Origin of the sequence: Marinobacter sp. DS40M6 (assembly GCF_028581595.1) — a bacterium.
Classification (GTDB): Bacteria; Pseudomonadota; Gammaproteobacteria; order Pseudomonadales; family Oleiphilaceae; genus Marinobacter; species Marinobacter salarius.
On the sequence record NZ_JAFCAE010000004.1, the window covers coordinates 130,306 to 150,803 of the forward strand.

15 protein-coding genes and 2 pseudogenes are annotated in these 20,498 nt (G+C 50.2%); 6 read left to right on the forward strand and 11 right to left on the reverse strand.

Going from position 1 to position 20,498, the window contains the following annotated elements:
* The first annotated feature begins 91 nt into the window (after positions 1-91).
* A complete protein-coding gene (locus tag JJO78_RS11380) occupies positions 92-298 on the forward strand; it encodes a helix-turn-helix domain-containing protein (RefSeq protein WP_219496133.1) in 207 nt (68 codons plus the stop codon).
* A 144-nt stretch (positions 299-442) separates the two neighbouring features.
* On the opposite strand, the gene JJO78_RS11385 is transcribed toward JJO78_RS11380, so the two are convergent.
* The 4 genes from JJO78_RS11385 to JJO78_RS11400 form a co-directional block, all read right to left on the reverse strand.
* The gene (locus tag JJO78_RS11385; protein ID WP_219496142.1) at positions 443-2,533 is read right to left on the reverse strand and encodes a 3-hydroxyacyl-CoA dehydrogenase NAD-binding domain-containing protein; all 2,091 of its coding nucleotides are present in this window, start codon (positions 2,531-2,533) and stop codon (positions 443-445) included.
* Between the two features lie 81 nt (positions 2,534-2,614).
* The gene (locus JJO78_RS11390) at positions 2,615-3,838 is read right to left on the reverse strand and encodes a CaiB/BaiF CoA transferase family protein (protein ID WP_219496144.1); all 1,224 of its coding nucleotides are present in this window, start codon (positions 3,836-3,838) and stop codon (positions 2,615-2,617) included.
* 14 nt (positions 3,839-3,852) lie between these two features.
* A complete protein-coding gene (locus JJO78_RS11395; RefSeq protein ID WP_219496146.1) occupies positions 3,853-5,013 on the reverse strand; it encodes an acyl-CoA dehydrogenase family protein in 1,161 nt (386 codons plus the stop codon).
* Between the two features lie 294 nt (positions 5,014-5,307).
* Complete coding sequence (locus tag JJO78_RS11400; RefSeq protein ID WP_273623708.1) at positions 5,308-6,390, reverse strand: alcohol dehydrogenase; 1,083 nt, start codon at positions 6,388-6,390, stop codon at positions 5,308-5,310.
* A gap of 425 nt (positions 6,391-6,815) precedes the next feature.
* Between JJO78_RS11400 and JJO78_RS11405 the strand changes: the two genes are divergently transcribed.
* The 3 genes from JJO78_RS11405 (at position 6,816) to JJO78_RS11415 (ending at position 10,294) form a co-directional block, all read left to right on the forward strand.
* Positions 6,816-7,718 carry an alpha/beta hydrolase gene (locus JJO78_RS11405; protein WP_273623710.1) on the forward strand — a complete coding sequence of 301 codons (903 nt, stop codon included), beginning with the start codon at positions 6,816-6,818 and terminating at the stop codon, positions 7,716-7,718.
* A 116-nt stretch (positions 7,719-7,834) separates the two neighbouring features.
* Complete coding sequence (locus JJO78_RS11410) at positions 7,835-9,457, forward strand: flavin-containing monooxygenase (protein WP_273623712.1); 1,623 nt, start codon at positions 7,835-7,837, stop codon at positions 9,455-9,457.
* An 81-nt stretch (positions 9,458-9,538) separates the two neighbouring features.
* Complete coding sequence (locus JJO78_RS11415; RefSeq protein WP_273623713.1) at positions 9,539-10,294, forward strand: glucose 1-dehydrogenase; 756 nt, start codon at positions 9,539-9,541, stop codon at positions 10,292-10,294.
* Between the two features lie 1,410 nt (positions 10,295-11,704).
* Here the strand turns inward: JJO78_RS11415 and JJO78_RS11420 are convergent.
* The 3 genes from JJO78_RS11420 to JJO78_RS11430 form a co-directional block, all read right to left on the reverse strand.
* Positions 11,705-12,892, reverse strand: a complete 1,188-nt coding sequence (locus JJO78_RS11420; protein WP_219496153.1) for a DcaP family trimeric outer membrane transporter — start codon at positions 12,890-12,892, stop codon at positions 11,705-11,707.
* A 346-nt stretch (positions 12,893-13,238) separates the two neighbouring features.
* Positions 13,239-14,150 (reverse strand): helix-turn-helix transcriptional regulator, encoded by a 912-nt coding sequence (locus tag JJO78_RS11425; RefSeq protein ID WP_219496157.1) that lies wholly within the window; start codon positions 14,148-14,150, stop codon positions 13,239-13,241.
* 102 nt (positions 14,151-14,252) lie between these two features.
* On the reverse strand, positions 14,253-15,683 hold the full coding sequence (locus JJO78_RS11430; protein WP_219496158.1) for an NAD-dependent succinate-semialdehyde dehydrogenase: 1,431 nt from the start codon (positions 15,681-15,683) through the stop codon (positions 14,253-14,255).
* 496 nt (positions 15,684-16,179) lie between these two features.
* On the opposite strand from JJO78_RS11430, the gene JJO78_RS11435 reads away from it, so the two are divergent.
* Positions 16,180-17,136, forward strand: a complete 957-nt coding sequence (locus JJO78_RS11435; RefSeq protein WP_219496160.1) for a LysR family transcriptional regulator — start codon at positions 16,180-16,182, stop codon at positions 17,134-17,136.
* 161 nt (positions 17,137-17,297) lie between these two features.
* Positions 17,298-18,497, forward strand: coding sequence for a 3-oxoadipyl-CoA thiolase (gene pcaF, locus JJO78_RS11440; RefSeq protein ID WP_273623715.1), 1,200 nt, complete (start codon positions 17,298-17,300; stop codon positions 18,495-18,497).
* A gap of 99 nt (positions 18,498-18,596) precedes the next feature.
* Here pcaF and JJO78_RS20595 read toward each other — a convergent pair.
* The 4 genes and pseudogenes from JJO78_RS20595 to JJO78_RS11455 form a co-directional block, all read right to left on the reverse strand.
* Positions 18,597-18,743, reverse strand: a pseudogene (locus JJO78_RS20595) (acyl-CoA dehydrogenase); the annotation flags it as partial.
* A 206-nt stretch (positions 18,744-18,949) separates the two neighbouring features.
* Entirely contained in the window at positions 18,950-19,477 is a 528-nt protein-coding gene (locus tag JJO78_RS11450; protein WP_228744612.1) for a hypothetical protein, read from the reverse strand.
* 93 nt (positions 19,478-19,570) lie between these two features.
* A pseudogene (locus JJO78_RS20600) lies at positions 19,571-19,789 on the reverse strand (DUF1780 domain-containing protein); the annotation flags it as partial.
* A gap of 75 nt (positions 19,790-19,864) precedes the next feature.
* Entirely contained in the window at positions 19,865-20,443 is a 579-nt protein-coding gene (locus JJO78_RS11455) for a hypothetical protein (RefSeq protein ID WP_219496166.1), read from the reverse strand.
* Positions 20,444-20,498 lie beyond the last annotated feature (55 nt).

Sequence of the window (20,498 nt, forward strand, 5' to 3'; positions counted from 1 at the left end):
TCATCCTAAATGACATATTAAGCAACAAAAGTACATTTGCAAGCACTTTTTGCTATTCAGGATGGCATTTTTTAATTAAGGATGGTTGCGAATGATTCGATGTCACCTGGCGCGCCTAATGGGCGAGCGCAAAATGAAGATCGTGGATGTGGCGAGAGAGACGGGGCTGAACCGGAACACCATCACCCTGCTGTATAAAGAAACGGCCCAGAGAATTGATCTCGATGCGTTGGACAAACTGTGCAAGCTGTTCGATTGCGAGGTGGGTGAGCTTCTGGAATTTCAGAGAGATAAATGAAAATCAATCAAAGTTTTCGGGTGCCTACGTCGAAAACTGAGTGAGTCAAAGCAGTGACCCAGTGGACTTTCAGGCACATCGGAAACAATTAAGCTGGCGCTATTCTCAATGGGTGACGCCAGCTATTCCCATTTTCCCCTTTTTCTAAGAGCTCCACTCATCCAGCGTTCGATTACTGGAAACCAGCTTCTTAAGCAAAGGAGCGGGCGCCCAATGAGATTCTCCTGTGTCAGCATAAAGAGTCTCAATACACTCTAATATATGTTCAAGCCCGCGCTGACTGGCATAGAACATGGGACCACCACGGTATGCTGGGAAGCCGTATCCATTTACATAGACCACATCGATATCGCCTGGCCGCAGTGCAATCCCCTCTTCGAGTAGTCGGAACCCCTCATTAATCAAGGCCATCAGGTGTCGGTTTAGAATTTTCTCATCGGACAAGCTGCAGCGCCTGACGCCGTGCTTTTCGGCTTGCGCCCTGATAACTTCTAGGACGACCGGATCGGCTGAACGAGCACGAGTTTCCGGATCATACGCGTAATACCCTGCCCCGGTTTTTTGGCCGAGTCGTCCCAGTTCGACCAGAGCATCGGCGATACAGTAACTTTTGGGATCCCCTTTCTGCTCGTCTGTAAGGGCCTGACGCGCCTTGTACCCGATATCCAGGCCAGCGAGATCACCAACCGCCAGCGGCCCCATGGCCATACCAAAACCTGTCAGCACACCATCTATCTGGGCCGGCTCTGCACCTTCAATCAGGCATAGCTGGGCTTCCCTGGCATATTGTCTGAGCATTCTGTTACCAATGAAGCCGAAACAGACACCGGCCAACACCGGAACCTTGCCTATACGCTTACCCAATGCCATTGCAGTGGCAATTACATCATCTGCCGTATTCTCTGCCCTTACGACCTCTAATAAGCGCATCAGATTGGCGGGGCTGAAGAAGTGCAAGCCAACGACGTCCCGCGGGCGCGAAGTTGACGCCGCAATCTCGTTCACATCCAAGTAGGAGGTGTTGGTTGCCAGAATCGTTCCTCTCCTGCATACCTCGTCCAAGCGACCGAACACTTGCTTTTTCACAGCCATGCTCTCAAAGACCGCCTCAATGACGAGATCAACATTGGCAAGCTCTTGGTAACTGGTGGTGCCGCTGATGAGCGCCTCTCTTTCTGTCGCCTCGGCTTCCGACAGCTTTCCCTTGCTTACACTCATACCGTAATTCTTGCCAATGAGCGCAAGTCCCCTGTCCAACCCATCCTCACTAATTTCGAGCAAGGTCACAGGGATGCCAGCGCTGGCAAATGACATGGCAATACCACCACCCATAGTCCCAGCGCCAATAATGCCGACCCTCTGGACGGCACGGGGAGTAGCAGACTTGTCAATTCCGGGGACCTTTGGTGCCTGCCGTTCCGCAAAGAAAATATGCCTTAACGCAGCCGACTGCTCAGATTTGACACATGCCATGAAGCGGGAACGCTCAAAAGCCAGCCCTTCTTTAAACGGCATTTCCATGGCCGCCTCAACGCAACTCACTATTTTCTGTGGTGCTTCCTGGCCTCTCTTACGCTTATTCAGTTGGCCTCGATAACTCTCAAAGGAGTCTTTGTCGAAGCTGCCTTTCGGGATGGAGAGATCGCGGATCTGTCTCGGGCGCGCCCCGTCAGTGATGAGTTCGCGGGCATATTCCATGGCGCAACGAGCAAGATCGCCGTCAAAAACCCGATCAACAACACCAAGATCCCGAGCTTCCGTCGCACTGATTTTTTTACCGGTTGTCATGATATCCAGAGCAGCTTTTACCCCTGCCAGGCGAGGTAAACGCTGGGTTCCACCCGCGCCGGGCAGTAGCCCCAAGGTAACTTCCGGGAGACCGACGGAAGCTGATGTTAATGCACACCGGTAGTGACAGCTCAAAGCCAGCTCAAACCCGCCCCCCAACGCGGATCCATGTATAGCGGCGATAACAGGCTTGGCTGAAGATTCAAGAGCCGCATTCACCTGAGGCAGCGTCGGCTCCTGCATTGGTTTGCCAAACTCATTGATATCCGCACCGGCGCTAAATGTTCGCCCCTCGCACAAGACAACAATTGCTTTGGTGCCGTCGTCCTGCGCCAACTTTACCGCGTCGCAAATGCCCTCGCGCACACCCCGGGACAATGCATTTACAGGGGGGTTGTCGATGCTGATAATACCGAGATCATCAAGTTGTTGATAAGAGACCAACATATGTGAATCGTTCCTCTATTGAAAGATGGAGTCGAAATCTGAACACGTAACTTAAGTGGGATTGAGGTCAACGGACGGAAGTCAGACGACTCCCCGGGCCTGAAGATTCCGGATTTCTTCAGCTGATTTGCCGAGATCTCTCTCAAGAATTGCGACCGTATCCTCCCCAAGTGAGGGAGGTGCCTTTTCGTATCGCTGCGGGGTTTTGGAAAACTTGATTGGATTCGCAACTCCCGGAACCTTACCAAGAACAGGATGTTCCAATTCCAGCTTCATGTTCCGGGCCTTGACCTGCGGATCTTCAAAAACCTCTGCAATATTCTGAATGGGGCCGCACGGCACTTGTACTTTACCGAGGCAATCCATCCACTCCCGACTAGTCCTCAAGCGGGTGTACTCGCACAGCTTTCCGACAAGCTCCTGTCGATGAACAACTCGCTCCGGATTTGTTGCAAACCGCGGATCCCTCGGCAGTTCTTCGCATCCCATGACGCCACAAAGACGATGGAACTGGGCATCATTACCAACGGCAATGATTACCTGGCCGTCTTTAGTGGGAAACGGCTGGTAGGGTGCAAGATTGGGATGATATTCACCTGTTCGGCCGGGGACCCTGCCGCTACAAAAGTAATTCAGAGCCTGGTTCGCCAGCCAACTGACCTGCACGTCCAGTAGGGCCATATCAATATGCTGCCCCTCGCCTGTTTTCGTGCGGTGATGAATAGCGGCAAGAACGGCGATCGCCGCATTCATCCCGGTGGTCAAATCAGCCACCGCCATACCCACGCGTTGCGGCCCCGCCCCGGGTTTTCCATCCGCCACACCGGTGATACTCATCAATCCCGACTGAGCCTGAATCAGGTAATCGTAGCCTGCGTTATGGGCCATGGGGCCGGTGTGTCCAAACCCTGTGATCGAACAGTAAACAATACCGGGATTCAGCGCTGAGAGGTCTCCATAACCTAGCCCCTTTTTCTCCAACCCACCGGTTTTGAAGTTCTCTACCAGAACATCGCAACCTGCGGCTAATTCACGGATCAGCGCCTGGCCCTCTGGTTTACCAATATCGATGGTCACAGAGTACTTGCCACGATTGGCAGAGAGGTAATAAGCCGACTGCTTGGTAGGATTACCTGCCTTATCCCTAAGCCAAGGAGGGCCCCAATGACGGGTATCATCTCCCTGTTCGGGGCGCTCGACCTTGATGACCTCAGCCCCCAAATCAGCCATGATCTGGGTACACCAGGGGCCAGCCATAACGCGGGACAAATCAAGTACTCGAATTCCTGATAATGGACCAGACATACCAGACTCCTGGGTCAGAGTGAGCTTTCAGCGTTGCGAATCATTTGCTTGGCAATAACCAACTGTTGGATTTGAGAAGTGCCTTCGTAAAGCCGAAACAGACGCACATCCCGATAGAATCGCTCGACACAATATTCACTGATATAACCGGCGCCACCATGGATCTGCACTGCGCGATCCGCGACACGGCCTACCATTTCGGTGCAGTAGAGCTTGCAGCTGGAAGCATTCATGGACACCGCGGCACCGGAATCATAGGCTCGCGCGGTTTCCTCCACCATGCATTTGCCGGCGTAGTACTCGGTCTGACTGTCAGCCAACATTGCCTGGACCAACTGAAAGTTGGCGACTTCAGTGCCGAATTGTTTTCTCTGGGTCGAGTAGGCGAGGCTCTCGTCTATTAGCCTTTTGGCTGTACCAACGCTCAGTGCACTTATGTGCAACCGCCCCCTGTCCAGAACTTTCATCGCTGTCTTAAAACCCTGCCCTTCCTTTCCTCCGATCATGGCAGATACCGGCACTCGAACATCTTCGAAAATCACGTCGCAGGTATGAGAGCCTTTCTGGCCCATTTTCTTATCGGGCTGCCCCAACGAGATGCCCGGTAAATCCGCGTCCACCAGAAAAGCGGATACACCCCGACTGCCTTCCTCCCGACTTCCAGTTCTGGCCATCACCGTGAAAACACCCGCCCGAGGCGCGTTGGTTATATAACGTTTGCTGCCATTGATGACGTATTCGTCGCCGTCTCGCTTTGCCGTCGTCACGACCGAACCCGCATCGGAACCGGCGTCCGCTTCCGTCAGTGCAAATGAACCAATCAGTTCGCCGGAGGCGAGTTTCGGAAGGTACTTTGCTTTCTGTTCGGGAGTGCCGTCGATGATAATGCCTTGGGAACCAATGCCTACGTTGGTACCAAACATCGACCTAAACACCGGTGACGTGTACCCCATCTCCTGAATGATGGCTACTTCCTCACTCATGGTGAGCCCAAGACCACCGAACTCTTCCGGGATTGATAGCCCGAAGAGTCCCATTTCTTTCATTTCCTCGATGACCCCTTCGGGTATGTGATCCTCTTCCGCGACCTGCATTTCCAGCGGAACCAGGCGATCCCGGACATATCGCCGGATGCTGTCAATAAATTGGTTCAAAGTCTCTTTATCAAGTGCCATTCCGTTCTCCAGAACTTATTAAGTTGTGAACTAAATTACTAACTTCTAAACGAAGTAGCTATTATATGATCAACATATCTCCTATAACTTCTACTTATACATTTAACTGTTACCAAAAAATTAATTACCAACCGGTATAACGGCTATTTATCTTTTTGATTATTTTAAAGTTTCATAAAAAAGCCTCGGTAAAACCCAACCGAGGCAAAGGTAGAAATATACTGAAGATTCACGCCTTAATTAAAAGCTTGGTCAACGGTTAGCATTGACCTCAAGTAGCAAGTCTATGCTCAATTAGTTCTTGAGAATTATTCGTCCGGAAACCTTTCCATCGGACAGGTCTTCCACGGCAGATTCAGCCCTCTCAAGGGCCCGAATTTCTACAGGAATGTCTAGAAGATCATGTTGATTGGCAAACGTTACCAGCTCTTTCATTTCGGCCAGTGTTCCTGTGTAGGAGCCGATAATTGTAACTGCCTTCGTGACCAGGAAAGGAATCGGATAGCGCAGTTCGCCGCCATGTAAACCGACAACGACCAGCTTTCCTCCCTTCCTCAGAACCTTAAGGCCAAACTCAACAGTTTGTTCGTTGCCGACGAAGTCCAGAACAGCCATGCAATTCCCGTCTGCCTCCCGAGCCAACGCATCAGTCGCATCTACGCTACGGGGATCGAGTACGACTTTTGCGCCGGCCTTCTTGGCAATCTCTCGTTTATCCTCGGAAACATCCACGGCAACAATGTTACTGATTCCGGCGGATCTCAGCGTTCTGATTGCCAATTGGCCAAGCCCACCGCAGCCAATAACAATCACATACTCTTCTTCGTGCAACGGCTGAATTTTCTTGATCGCTGAAAAGGTTGTCAGGCCGGAACAGGCCAACAGAGATGCATTTGCAGGGTTGAGATTGCCAAGATCTAACAGGTAACGCGGATGGGGAACCGTAATGTATTCCGAGTAACCACCGGGTTTAAAAATGCCGAGTGAAGCAGGCTTACCGCACAGATTTTCTTCGCCCCGCTGACACACAGAACATTCGCCACAACCAATCCATGGATAGATTAACCTACGCTCGCCGATCGATGCATCGCTGGCATCCTCGCCCACGGCCACAATGGTTCCCACAACTTCGTGGCCAAGTGTTACCGGCAGCTTTATTCCACGGTCTCCGAGATTCAGCTTTTTACCGTTGCCAAGGCCGTAATAGCCGTCATGCACATGAACATCACTATGGCAAACACCGCAGTAATCGACTTTCAGCAAAACCTCATTTCCTTGCGGAACGGGTATCTCGTACTTTACCGGTTCCAATTTGCCCGCGAACTCCGAAAACTCATAACGGATGTATGCTCCGTCAGTCTCAGCCTGATTCGACATTATTATTACTCCCATGGTTCAGATAGATACCGGATCGAATAGCACTGTTTATTAAACTTGCCCGTACCCGGTACGAATATCTGGATTATCGGTTTTCGAATGATTCAACTAATAGAACTTCCTAATTATCATCCCGTTATTTTGCCTTTCTGGATTGAATAGAGTTATTTTTCTTTTGTACAAACCTTTGAAACGAAACCTCCTCATTAACATCAAGCCATCCTCGAAATAAAAACAACAACCGGGTTATTCAGAAAAAGCAGGATACTCCAATATCTGAACAGGAATCTTCAATACTCAGACTTGGCCGGGATTTAATCTGCAGTTGAAAGTCTTCAGCACCAGCGTAATCCGCAAGTCGCAATCTTTTATGTAAGGGGCTGAAAGACGTTGTATTCATCAGCAAAAAACCAAGAGGAAAAACAATGACAATTAGCAACGAATCCAATGTCTTGCGCGACCTTTATCAGGATTGGACCAATCGAATGACTGCCAATCCTGATCTTTCCATTGAAAACCTGCGCAGCATGTTTGATGAATGGGGCCAGCCTGCTCTGGAACCGGAAAACGTTCGCTATAAGAGCGACCATATTGGCGGCGTGGAAGCCATCTGGGCATTGCCAGACGGTGCGGATAGCTCACGCGCCATCATTTACACACATGGTGGCGGCTTCGCTGTGGGGTCCGCAGACAGCCATCGTAAAATGGCCGGCCACCTTGCCAAGGCCCTTAAAGTTCAGGCCGTAATTCTCCACTACCGCCGAGCACCGGAACATCCGTTTCCTGCCCAGATTGAGGACGCTGTATCCGCTTACAAAGCGTTGCTGGACCAAGGCTACAAAGCAGACAACCTGATCAACGCAGGCGATAGCGCCGGAGGCAATCTGGCCATTGCCAGCGTGCTCAAGTTCCGTGATCTGGGGCTTTCCCTACCAGGGGCGGTGATCGCCTATTCTCCGTGGCTCGACATGGCGCTGCGCGGCGCCACTCTGGAATCCAATGCTTCAACCGATGCACTCGTTGGAAAGCCAATCCTGGAGGGCATGGCGGGCATGTTTCTCGGCGACAAAACCGATCCACTCGATCCATTAGCCAATCCGTTGGAAAACGATTTCGCCGGTTTCCCGCCGCTTTATATCACCGCTGGAGGCGCCGAAACGCTGCTTAGCGATTCAGAAACCCTTTACGCCAAGGCCAAAGACCAGGGTGTAAAAGCTGTGCTTTCTGTGGTGCCTGGCATGCAGCACGTGTTTCCCGCTCTCTCGGGCCGTGCACCGGAAGCAAACGAGGAGCTGGATCGTATCGCCGATTGGTATCGGAACCTCTGATACCTCTTAACCCGCGCCGGTAATTGCCGGCGCGGGCATACCCTGAATTAACAACAAACGAAGCAACGGGGCGCTTCTTGCTCCGTGGATGAATTGTGTTCGAAGAGGAAACTCACATGAACGAGAAAACCACAAACACAAGAACCGAGACCCCTGATTTTGACGCCGTTGTAGTCGGCGCAGGATTCGGAGGGCTCTATGCCGTTCACAAACTGCGGGATGAACAAGGGCTGAAAGTTCAGGCCTACGACAACGCCAGCGACGTTGGTGGCACCTGGTACTGGAATCGCTATCCTGGTGCGTTATCAGATACCGAGAGCTTCTGCTATCGATTCTCCTTCGACAAGGAGGGATTGAAAAACGCCCGGTGGAAGAACCGCTATCTGACGCAGCCCGAAGTTCTGGACTATCTGAACGATGTGGCTGACCGTTACGACCTTCGGCGCAGCTACCAGTTCCACACCAAGGTAACCGCTGCCCATTTCGACGAATCTACCCAACTCTGGCGAGTCTGGACAGACAAAGATCAGGTGGTTACCGCAAAATATCTGGTAACCGGCCTGGGCCTTCTGTCAGCAACCAACAAACCGCTTTTCGATGGAATGGACACGTTCAAAGGCGAAATCATTCACACCGGTGCATGGCCTGAAGGAACGGATCTCTCCGGACAGCGAGTGGGCGTTGTCGGCACAGGTTCTACCGGGGTCCAGGTTATCATTGCGATGGCCGAAACTGCAGAACACCTGACCGTATTTCAACGGTCTCCACAGTACGTGGTACCGATTGGAAACTGGCCCGAAAGTGAGGAGAAAATTCAGGAATACAAAGCAAACTATGACGCTATCTGGGATCAGGTGAAGTCGTCTGCTGTTGCCTTCGGCTTTGAAGAGAGCACTGTGCCTGCCACCTCAGTCTCGGAAGAAGAACGTGAACGCGTCTTCGAGGAAATCTGGAACAAAGGCGGTGGCTTCCGGTTCATGTTCGAAACATTTTCGGATATTGCAACAGACCAGGAGGCTAACGACGCTGCAGCAAACTTTATAAAGCGGAAAATTGCTCAGATCGTAAAGGATCCCGATACCGCCAAAAAACTGATGCCCAGTGATCTCTACGCCAAGCGTCCCCTGTGTGGCAATCACTACTACGAGGTGTATAACCGCGATAACGTATCCCTGGAAGATGTTAAAGCCGATCCAATTTCAAAGTTCACGGAAAACGGCATTCTCCTTGAAAGCGGCAAGGAGATTGAGCTGGACGCAGTGATCTTTGCCACAGGCTTCGATGCCGTAGAGGGAAACTACACTCGAATCGATCTTAAGGGCCGCAATGACGTCACCATTCAGGATAAATGGAAAGACGGCCCCTTGGGCTATTTGGGGGTAATGGAAGCAGATTTCCCCAACTTCTTCATGATTCTGGGGCCGAACGGTCCCTTCACCAACCTTGTCCCAAGCATTGAGACCCAGGTTGAGTGGATTTCCGATACGATTGCACTGACTGAACGGAACGGCCATAAGACCATCGAACCGAAACCCGAGGCACAGGAAGCCTGGGTACACACCTGCCAATCGATTGCCAATATGACACTTTTTCCCAAAGCCCAATCATGGATCTTCGGGGCGAATATCCCGGGCAAGAAAAATACCGTCCGTTTCTACATGGCCGGGCTTGGCGCCTACCGGCAAGAGCTTCAGGCCGTCGTTGAAGACAACTATTCGACGCTCGAATTCGACAGCTGAGCAACGCATATCAACTACGGAAGGGGGTGGTTAACAAAACTACCGCCCTTCTGTCACCTGAGCAGACTCAAGGAAAAAATGATGAAACGAGTAACTGGAAAGGTTGCCTTGGTTACCGGTGGTGCCATGGGGATGGGGAAATCACACTCGGAACTACTGGCTGCTGAGGGAGCAAAAGTATTCGTCTGTGACATTGACGTGGAAAACGGCAATCAGGTCGTGGAAGCAATTCGCGGCCAAGGAGGAGATGCTGAGTTTTTGCGACTGGACGTGTCCAGTGAAGCTGACTGGAAGGCTGCGATCAAATCAATCAAAGAAAAGGCCGACAGGCTGGACATCCTTGTCAACAACGCAGGAACACTCATTCTCAAACCAGTCCATGAGACCAGTAACGAAGAATGGGATCGCACGTTCGATATAAACGTACGTGGAACCTTTCTCGGCATTCGGGAAGCCGTGCCTCTCATGCAGGAAAGTACCGGCGGCTCAATTATCAATATTTCATCCATTTATGGCATCGTCGGCGCGCCAAGCGCTGGCGCGTACATCGCATCAAAGGGCGCTGTACGCCTGATGACCAAGTCCTGCGCCGTGGACCTCGCAGACTTTAATATCCGCGTCAATTCCGTGCACCCCGGGGTGATCGATACGCCCATGACCAAGGATTTGCTACACGCGGATGAAGAAACCCGTAAAGCACTTCTTGGCCCCACGCTCATGAACCGACCCAGCACACCTGACGAGGTATCAAAAGCGGTGCTGTTTCTCGCATCCGACGAATCATCCTTCGTACATGGCGCAGAAATCGTTGTGGATGGAGGATATACCGCGAATTGATTGAACTTCCATCAGAGCCTGCTTCTACCCGAAGCAGGCCCCTTCCGGCCGTATATCAATCTTCAAATAGGGGCCGGTCATAGAAATGAGTACAATAGTAAGTAGGGCAAGAAGTGGCAACAAGTTGCGGGAGAACTTCGAAGTACTAATATTAAAGATCAATAAGATAGTTACTTTTCTGAGCGGGCTCGCCATGGCCCTAATGATGATACATCTCAGCCTGGATATTCTAGTCCGATTTCTGTTCAACACCCCCTGCCCGAAACTATCACCATAGTTGCTTACTACTGCATGCTCATCGCCAGCTTCCCGCCACTGGCGTACGCCGAGCAGATCAACTCGTCGATCGCCGTGGAAATACTGGCCACGAAGTTCTCTCGGAAAACTCAAAACCGCGTGAACGAATGGATCTACATGTTGATCAGTACAACCGTATTTATGATGACCATCTGAGCCCTCAAAGGAGCCTTGAGTAACCACCGGTCCAACACGTCGTGCTACAAAGTAAAGTATCCGGTAAAAAGAGCTACGCTTATTCCCGGGCCATTCTTGAGCATGTAATGCTCAACCGCCCGGAATGTCAGAAAGAATTCGCGTCAAACAACCAGGTTTTTACCTCGGCTGTATCTAAAACCGCTTATGTAATGTTCTGTAATGGTCCAGTAAATACGGTTGAAGAATTAAACGGCAAGGGCTTGCGAATATCTGGCGCTTCCTAGCGCTCGCTGGGCGAACAACTTCGGGGGATCACCGATGGCAATCCTGGTAAATGAAGTTTATGCAACACTCGAGCAAGGTGTTGTGGATTAAGGATTGCACCTTCCGATCACCCATAGAACTGAACAATTTCAATCTCCATGATGTTGTCGAAAATATTACTATCGACGCGCCAGGCGGTCTATATGCCGCAGGGAGGGGGAGGGGGCAGCAACTTTTCGTGACACGTGGAATCGTTTCAACACCAAAGAAAAGGAAGGTCTGCTGAAAGACGGATCGATTATGGCTGTCTATGTTACCTTCCTCTATCAACAACAAGCCGATAGCGACATTATTAAAGCAAAATAAAAGGCATTAACATGCTGAGGCCAGAAGGTGATCTCCTCTAAAAATCAATATTTTATGAAATTAAATCTGAAGTTCACTCCGGAATTCTACGAAGATGAGTAGAACATTGATGGGGCGAGAACTAAGAAGCTTGCAGGCAAGATGTCCGAACTGGTAGAAAAATAGAACGGACTTGTTGGGAATATCGAGACAGCAAATTAATTGGCTGAGCTTTATTATGATGAAGCTAATTCGAGATTTTATCCTGCTACTTATGGGAAAAGAAAGATGCCACTGATCCATACAGAAAAAAGCCCCGACATAGAGTCGGGGCAACTAGGGGCACAACAACGCTTAAATCAATGTTCAGAAAGTGTATTTAGCCATCGCCTGAAGACGTGTCGCCTTCCCTTCACGCCCCCCCACCAACTCTCGGGTATGGTGGCTAACTTCAATACCGTAATCGACATTCTCAACGGGCGACCACAGGTAGTTCAAATAAAGGCTCGTGTTTTGTTCGCCCTCATTGCTAACGTCAACATTTTTTATGTCGTCCAGATCAGCTTCGGACACACCATAGGCCAGGTTTGCTAAACCAGGACCAACAGCCACGGATATTCCAAGAGTACCGCCAACGGCTTCGATAGCTTCGAGTTTGGCAGTAACAGGGTCGTAGTAGGCCGGCGCAGCCGGGTTTAACCACAGGTAACCACCAACACCTTCACCGTAGACTACTGCACCTTGCAGGCTCACCCTTGATGAAACAGGCATTTTTCCCGAGAAGGTGACACCATAACCGAATTCGTCTTCTTCCCGATCAGCAGCGGCATCATAAGCAGTTAACTTCCGCAACACGGCTCCTAAGGAATAGTTCATACTGCCCAGAGCATCGTCATATCTGAGAGTCAGATCTGGAAGGCTACTCTTGATTTCGACGGTCTCTTCCATTTCATAGGCTCGGCCTCCTTGCTTGTCAGCCTCCTCTAAAGCTATCGAGAGCCCCCCTGTTGAGTAACGAATCTGCGCCTGACGGTCCAGGTTTGTTTGTCCTACCTGACCGGTGAAATCAATGCTCGGCGTGTAACCAAGAAACGTCGAAAAGTTCGTTTCGGTTTGACCTGCAAGAATGCCATTCCATGTACCGTACCCCTGCCGGAGTCGAAAGGTCCCGCCAGGCCCATAAAAATCACCTTCAACCCGGGTCTCGATATTTCCGAGCTCGCTAGGAGTAATGGTTGAAATGCCGATCCTGGACTCTAAGGCGTGTGCGTCAAAATGACCATCGGGGCCATTTGTATCGTCAAGCCTGATATTCTGGTGGATAATCGAAATACCCAGAGGCGAATCGAAATCATAGATGAGGTCAAGCTTTGCGTAACCATACAGCGTAAGGTTTGTGTCGCCCACTGTGATACTTTCAGAAAATGCCGGGAGGGATACTGTCGCCAATAAAATTACACCCGGCAGTTTCAATTTCGCCATCTTAAAATAGCTACGATTCGTTTTGTTACTGAATTTATCAGCAGTACTATTGTTTATATTTTCCTGGATCATCTGGCTTTTCCTTTGTTGATTTTTTATAAAACCAACTCAAATGATCCTGATATATACCTTTGAAATATTGAATGTATTTATTGTTTTTTTGAACCATAAGATAAATAAACCAATTAAATTAAATGGCATTTAAAAAATTTTTAAATTTTTGACAATGATTACAACCAAAATATAAACCGAAATTACTGCATAGCAATTCCACATGAAAATACATGCAACCACGGGATCGGGGAAGTTCATATGGGAGTGAGGTGGTTCCGGAAAATCAGCCAGGCATAAAAACGATGCGCGACTCACTCTTCAAGCAGAGAGTCGGGCATCTAAGGTAAATATATTGATCGGCAATTCAACAAAATTCAGTTAGTTTCGTCTTATTCCTGTATCTGTTAGGCGTTGTAGAAAATTTGTTCTTGAACAGACGCGTCAGATGGCTCTGATCGGAAAAACCACACTCCATTGCAATTACCTTGATCGGTATATCCATCGGCGACTCTAGCATCGCCTTCGCCATTTCCAGCCTCCGCTGAAGAATATAGGCGTGTGGAGGCATACCAAACGCATTTCTGAACAGGCGAATAAAGTACGAATTACTAAATCCCGAGATTTCCGCCAAATCATCGATACTTATACATTGGTCAAGGTTTTCAACAATATATTCTTCAATCGTTTTTTGCTTTGAAACAGGCATACTTCGATCAACCTGAATTTCACGAAGCTTGCATTGAGAATATTCCCTGATCAGATGGATACATATCTGAGTCTCAATGGTTTCCGCATATAGTTGACCACCGAGACTTTCACCCAGGCACTCCCGTTCGTATGACTTCATCAACTCAGCCAGTGTGGCATCCTGAGAAACCGCTCTATGATCGATATTCAAGCTGTCAATATCTTTCTCAAAGAGATCATTAGCGACTTTTTTAATAGCAAACTCGGAGACATAAACGTGTGAGACCTGAATATCATTTGTCCAGAACCATCGAGATGGCTCTCCACGCGCCAGAATTGTCACGCTATCGGTACGAGCGTCCTGATTTGCCCACTTACCCGAATGGAAGAAACCAAGATTCTCAGGCGGAGACTCCCACCTGACCAGCATGTAATCTCGCATTTCAGGAATATAAACTTCAGTTTTATCGAACCGATAGTTTCTCATCGAAAGCCGATTTTTCAGCGAACTTTCTACAGTACCGTCACAGATTACCTGCCCAGGTATAACATTAAGAATGTCATTTGGTGCTAACAAGTTGCTGGTCATTAACGGTCTCCTTTTTGTTTTTGATCGAAAGACCCGAAGATAAAATTAAGTTTATAACCATTTAACTCAAAGAAAACTCATACTCTTGGCTCTCAACCGAAATCAGCTCATCTGAGTCACAAACTTGGTAGCCAGATAACTATCAAAGGTCTCACTGCCACCTTCCCTACCATAGCCGCTTTCCTTGACGCCTCCAAAGGGAGTTTCCGCCAACGCCAGCCCTATGTGGTTCACAGAGACCATACCGACTTCCAGGCCATTGGTAATACGATGGGCATTGCTAACAGATGAGGTGTACGCATAGGCAGCCAACCCGAAGGACAACCGGTTAGCTCGTTCCAGCACTTCGGTGATGCTGTCGAACGGCACAAAACCTGCAATTGGGCCAAAGGGTTCATCATTCATGAACATCGCATCATCAGGAACATCTTTGAGAACCGTTGGTGGATAAAAGTTCCCCGCGCCAGACGGCGTCTCACCGCCCGTCACCAACACGCCGCCCTTCTGGCAAGCGTCGTCAACTAACTTTTGCATCTCCCCTACCCTACGGGATTGGGCCAGAGGCCCCATCGTTGTGGAGTCATCGGACCCACATCCCACTTTGATTTTCTTTGCCTCTTCGGAAAACCTGGAGACAAAATCGTTGTAGATATTCCGCTGAACGAAGAACCGGGTCGGACAGATACAAATCTGCCCCGCGTTCCGAAACTTGAATCCGGCCAAGTCTTTAACGGCTTTGTCGATATCTGCGTCGTCACAAACAATGACCGGCGCGTGACCGCCAAGCTCCATGGTGCAACGTTTCATGTTGGCTCCGGCAAGTGACGCCAGCTTCCGACCGACCGGCGTAGAGCCAGTAAAGCTGATCTTCTGGACGATCGGCGACCTGATCAAGTACTCGGAAATCATGCCAGAGTCACCAGATACGACGTTAAAAACGCCCTTTGGCAAACCTGCATCATGGAATATTTGTGCCATCAGCATCACGGAGGCAGGGGTGTCGCTTGACCCTTTAAGAATAACCGTACAGCCCGCGCCAATGGCAGCGACAACTTTGCGGAAAGCCTGACTGAAAGGAAAATTCCACGGCGAGAAAGCAACGCACACTCCTATCGGTTCCTTAAGTGCGGTTTGTTGTACATTCGATTTTCGTGAAGGAATGATACGACCATATATTCTGCGGCATTCCTCCGCGTGCCATTCAGCATGCTCAGCACAGGACAAGACCTCGCCAATGGCTTCGCGAACCGGCTTCCCTTGTTCCAACGTGAGTACCCGACCCGTGTTCTCTGCTCTTTCTCGAATAAGTTCTGCCACCTTCCGTAAAATCCGGGAACGCCCCACGGCGGGTTCCTTCTTCCACAAACGAAAGGCTTGTTCCGACGATTCCAGCGCCCGGTCCAGGTCACTTTCACTTGCATAAGGTAGCGTGGCCAAAACCTCATTATTGGAGGGATTCATGACCGACTGGCTGGATTCACCATTCCCGTCCACAAACTGACCACCGATGTACATCTTGAGATTGGGATACATATTGCTTCTCCGTCTTTTTTTGGCTCTTCTCCCGCCCCACAAGCGCTTGTCTCGCGCCAGCAACAACGTGCTTCAGCAGACCAAAGCACTCACATTCGTGATTTGCTTTCTTCACGTCGATGGGGAGTACGTTTGAAAAGGGGTAGCGCAACCCTCAAAGAAATCCGCGCGGGCTGATTCGAACGATTTCTACGGCCCTAACCTTTCTTCCTCACAATACTGCACATGATGCAAGGGTTACCTGATAGCGTCTTGAAGCAATTTGTCCGCTAATTGAATAAAAATGACAAAGATCAAAAAAGCCAAACGCCGCGACTAAGACCAAAGCAAAACAGAGAACGCATAAACCAATGTTTCTATTATCGTTTTTAATGACCTTGTTTGAAACGCGATCAGTATCGTTTTTTTCTATATTTCCTAGTGATCGTTGGTATAGCTTAAAGAACGGCTCGCAATCAGCGAGATACGGGATCTAACAATAAGTGATCAACACTGTATGGCTTCCAACCTCAAGATTGATCTTCGCCAACTGAACAGCTTTCTTACCATTGCCGAGAGAGGTAGTTTCAGTCGCGCCTCGGAGGCGCTATTCATTGCACAACCGGCTTTAAGCCGCCAAATTAGATTGCTTGAAGAAGCCCTGGATGCTGAGCTGTTTGTTCGCCATGGGCGGGGTGTTCTGCTAACGACCGCAGGAGAAGTTCTTTATGAACGCGCCAAAGGCCTGCTTCAGGATACAGAACAGCTTCAAGCAGATGTGGCGGCAGTCTCTGGAACCGTAACCGGTCAGGTGAAGCTCGGATTGCTACCAACTATCTCCAACGAATTGGCAACGATGATCGTCAAACAGTTCCGCACACTTTATCCACGTGTAAATCTCGCGGTGAGATCAGCCATGAGCGGCACGCTGCAGCAAATGGTTTCTCAGCAAAAGCTGGATCTGGTGATCACCTATGATCAAAGCAAGCATAAGAACTCGCGCCATACCCCACTTATTGACGAGCGTTTTTTCCTGATTGCTCCACCGAACACTGAAATCTCGAAACGGGACACTGTGAATCTTGACGAAGTTCTCAATCTACCGCTGATCCTACCCGAAGAAAAACATGGCTTGAGAGCGCGAATGGAAAAGGAAGCGATGCAAAGGGGCAAAAAGATCAACCTGGCCTTTGAGGTCAGTGCGTGGCCGCTTCTAAGCGAGATGATCAAGCAGCAGCTTGGTTATACCATTTTGTCCTCTGCCACTGTCAATGAAATGGTGGAACGTGGAGAGGTTGTTGCCGTCCCTATCGTTAAACCTGAACTATACCGTTCTCTGGCGATAGCTACTCCAGGCAACCGGCCCACTTCAATCGCTGTCAGAAAGTTGATTGAGGTGATTTTCTATCAAGTCACACAACACGTCGAATCCGGGCGATGGAGCGGCAAGCTGCTATTTGAAAAACGCCGTTGATTACCAATCCTCTCTCAACCAATGACATATACATTTTTTAGATGCCTTTTATGCCAATCATATAATTGTGACACCCACTTGCAACCTGTAAGTTGGGCGGCCAGAAATGATTACATAGGTCCCCACTTGATCTGCTTCCGGCGGAATGAGGTTTCCAACTGATGAATGTTTTTATTTGCCATCCCCGCCGCTCGGCTATCGGCCGCTTCGGCGGCACCCTGGCCAGCGTTCGCCCTGATGACCTGGCGGCCCACATCTTCAAAGCCGTGCTTGAGCAGGCTCCGGAACTGGACCCGGTCGCCATTGACGAAGTGATGATGGGCTCCGCCAACCAGGCAGGTGAAGACAACCGCAACGTGGCAAGGATGTCTGCCCTGCTGGCCGGCTTGCCTACGTCGGTTCCCGGCACCACTCTCAATCGTCTGTGCGGCTCCGGCATGGATGCCGTGGGCTCGGCTTTTCGCGCCATCCGCGCCGGTGAAATGGATTTGGTACTGGCCGGCGGCGTGGAATCCATGTCTCGCGCGCCCTACGTGATGGGCAAGGCCGACAGCGCCTTTTCCCGTAGCCAGAAGATTGAGGACACCACCATTGGCTGGCGATTTGTGAACCCGCTGATGAAAAAGCAATACGGCATCGACTCCATGCCGGAAACGGCAGAGAACGTGGCCGAGCAATACAAAGTGTCACGTGAAGATCAGGACCTGTTCGCCTTCCGTTCCCAGGAGAAGACGGCCCGAGCCCAGAAGGAAGGACGCTTCGCCGAAGAAATCGTGCCGGTGTCCATTCCGCGCCGGAAACAGGACCCACTGGTATTCGACACCGACGAGCATCCCCGCGAAAGCACGCTCGAGAAACTTGCTGCCCTGCCCACGCCCTTCCGTGAGAATGGCAGCGTGACCGCTGGTAATGCCTCCGGCGTCAACGACGGCGCCGCCGCCATGCTGGTTGCCAGCGAAACCGCGGTAAAACAGCAGGGCCTCAAGCCCATGGCAAAAATCCTCGGTATGGCCACTGCCGGCGTGGAACCGCGCATCATGGGCATCGGCCCGGTACCCGCCGTCCGCAAATTGCTGGAAAAGCAGAACATCAGTATCGACGACATCGACGTAATCGAACTTAACGAGGCCTTTGCCGCCCAGGGCCTCGCGGTCCTGCGTGAGCTCGGCATTGCTGATGACGATACCCGGGTGAACCCAAACGGCGGCGCCATTGCCCTTGGCCACCCGCTGGGCATGTCTGGCGCCCGCCTGCTGATGACCGCCGCCCACCAACTGCAGCGCACCGGTGGCCGTTACGCCCTGTGCACCATGTGTGTGGGTGTGGGCCAGGGTATTGCTACACTGATTGAACGGGTTTGAAATTTAGCTAATGGGCCTGCCGTTGAGGACTGGCCCATTTCCACCCTGACCCATTCAACGACTTGCCTTTCCATCAGCCATTATTAGATGGAGGCATCATCAGAAAAACGCCTGAATCCCGGTCTGGGCTGGACCCAGAATCAAGGCGTGAACATCGTGGGTGCCTTCATAGGTATTCACCACTTCCAGATTCACCAGGTGTCGCGCCACCCCAAATTCATTAATGATGCCGTTACCCCCGAGCACCACTGAAAATGATTGCCGACTTCCTAGAGAAGCAGCGCAATCGACCAAAGTCGGAATAAAACTGACCGAAAAGTGGGGGCGCGAATTTTCGCTTTTGTTTAGCTGAGTCCGGAGTGTGCCCTGGTCGCAACGCGAACATTCAGATTGGACAGGTAACGCGGAGCGAAGCGACGGCCCAATAGGGATCTCCCGTCTTGCGCTCCTTGTTACGTTTTCTCTCCCTCAGGAAAGAGCTGATTAATAAAGTCCGCACAAACTGCAATGTGATGAATACAGTCCCCGATCAACATCGATGAGCCGTGAGCTTGAGAGTTTCGCAGATGAGGAATGCCTTTCAGCATCGCTGTGCACCACTCGTTGGCCGGCGACGGATTTTCAATGTGGCGGAATCCCGCGTCAGAGATCCAACCATTCTGAAGCGCGATACGGAGAAGTTTGCCCAACATCATATGCTTTTCAGGTTTCGCTTTAAGTTTCAGAGCATGCTCGATCACGGTATAGGTTTTCAAATGCACTTCTGGAGCCAGTGCATAAAAATAGTAGCTATAAAGTGCCATGTTTCTTGCGACATTAAATTGACCCTTAATCTCATCCGGGACTTCGTGGTTCAGATGCTCTTGCGACAACAAATCGTGCATTTTTTCCAGGCTAGGAACACCACCACAGACAGCACCCATTAAACGATGCTTTTCGTCCATTTCGGTTAGCTCGTCGAGGCTTTTGAGTTGCTCCATAACCCATTATTCCTTACAAATAACATCGCCTATAAAAAATGTTCTTGGCGCCAGAGTATAACGGACGACGTGATTCACTTGTTGAACACTGTTTCAGTCCCAAACCTTGTGACGGATATTCCCGACAACTTCGCGCAACCATTGGGGCGCTTCCTCGCTTGCGTATAAGCAGCACGCGATCTGACCTTTCACAAACGGTACAGACCTACACCCAAAATCTTGGATCTCGGAAACATCCGTGTAGGGCTCTTCATAAACTCCAAAGACATGTTTCAAGTTCACATAAAACAGGAGATCCATCGACTTACGATCTCTGTGCGCGTATTTGGAATTAGCTTTTGGCTTCTGCCCAGCAGCGTTTGATTATACGGACGCCCCTGTAGCCACCTAGATCTTCGCCGGTTTGAGTTGCTGGAAGAAAACCAAAAGTCTCTCCAAAGAGTTCACCAAGTTTTGCTCCTCAGCCTCAACATCTTCCCAGGTTCGACCAAAACTAGCATACAAGTGGATATCATTTCGCTTTCCGTGAATACGCTTTAAATCAGGCAAGATCGCAGTAATTTCTGGACCGTGGACTCCATGATTCTCCCAAGCATAAATAACCGAGCCAAAGGTTCGGTGCTTCGGGTCTTTTTTCATCAATTTCTTCAAATTGCGGTTTTCTGCGTGGGCCCTCATTGCGCATTCGACGATGGATGCCCCAACGACAATGCTACTCGACACAGCGCCAGCTCTAGTCGAAAGGCTTAAAGGGGTGGGCGTATGCCAATGTGGACGTTCTGCTGGTACCTCCGACCAGCTTTGGAGGCGCCCAATTATCATGTCTTTCAAAAAACTGTAGTACTGATGCGCTTCCGCTATGGCATTAACAGCTTCTTGATCCGGCACGTCACGCCAGAGCATTCGTAGACGACCCAATTCCTGAAGCTGATATTCCGGTTGTGAAAAATCAAACCATCGAGACATAGATAAAGCTCACAACATTCTGGTCAAATAAAACGTTAGCTGGTCGTATAACGCA

Coding starts and splice junctions, on each gene's coding strand:
- JJO78_RS11380 (WP_219496133.1), top strand. CDS start 92: ATGATTCGATGTCACCTGGCGCGCCTAATGGGCGAGCGCAAAATGAAG.
- JJO78_RS11410 (WP_273623712.1), top strand. CDS start 7,835: ATGAACGAGAAAACCACAAACACAAGAACCGAGACCCCTGATTTTGAC.
- JJO78_RS11385 (WP_219496142.1), bottom strand. CDS start 2,533: ATGTTGGTCTCTTATCAACAACTTGATGATCTCGGTATTATCAGCATC.
- JJO78_RS11425 (WP_219496157.1), bottom strand. CDS start 14,150: ATGACCAGCAACTTGTTAGCACCAAATGACATTCTTAATGTTATACCT.
- JJO78_RS11435 (WP_219496160.1), top strand. CDS start 16,180: ATGGCTTCCAACCTCAAGATTGATCTTCGCCAACTGAACAGCTTTCTT.
- JJO78_RS11405 (WP_273623710.1), top strand. CDS start 6,816: ATGACAATTAGCAACGAATCCAATGTCTTGCGCGACCTTTATCAGGAT.
- JJO78_RS11395 (WP_219496146.1), bottom strand. CDS start 5,013: ATGGCACTTGATAAAGAGACTTTGAACCAATTTATTGACAGCATCCGG.
- JJO78_RS11455 (WP_219496166.1), bottom strand. CDS start 20,443: ATGTCTCGATGGTTTGATTTTTCACAACCGGAATATCAGCTTCAGGAA.
- JJO78_RS11450 (WP_228744612.1), bottom strand. CDS start 19,477: ATGGAGCAACTCAAAAGCCTCGACGAGCTAACCGAAATGGACGAAAAG.
- pcaF (WP_273623715.1), top strand. CDS start 17,298: ATGAATGTTTTTATTTGCCATCCCCGCCGCTCGGCTATCGGCCGCTTC.
- JJO78_RS11400 (WP_273623708.1), bottom strand. CDS start 6,390: ATGTCGAATCAGGCTGAGACTGACGGAGCATACATCCGTTATGAGTTT.
- JJO78_RS11390 (WP_219496144.1), bottom strand. CDS start 3,838: ATGTCTGGTCCATTATCAGGAATTCGAGTACTTGATTTGTCCCGCGTT.
- JJO78_RS11415 (WP_273623713.1), top strand. CDS start 9,539: ATGAAACGAGTAACTGGAAAGGTTGCCTTGGTTACCGGTGGTGCCATG.
- JJO78_RS11420 (WP_219496153.1), bottom strand. CDS start 12,892: ATGATCCAGGAAAATATAAACAATAGTACTGCTGATAAATTCAGTAAC.
- JJO78_RS11430 (WP_219496158.1), bottom strand. CDS start 15,683: ATGTATCCCAATCTCAAGATGTACATCGGTGGTCAGTTTGTGGACGGG.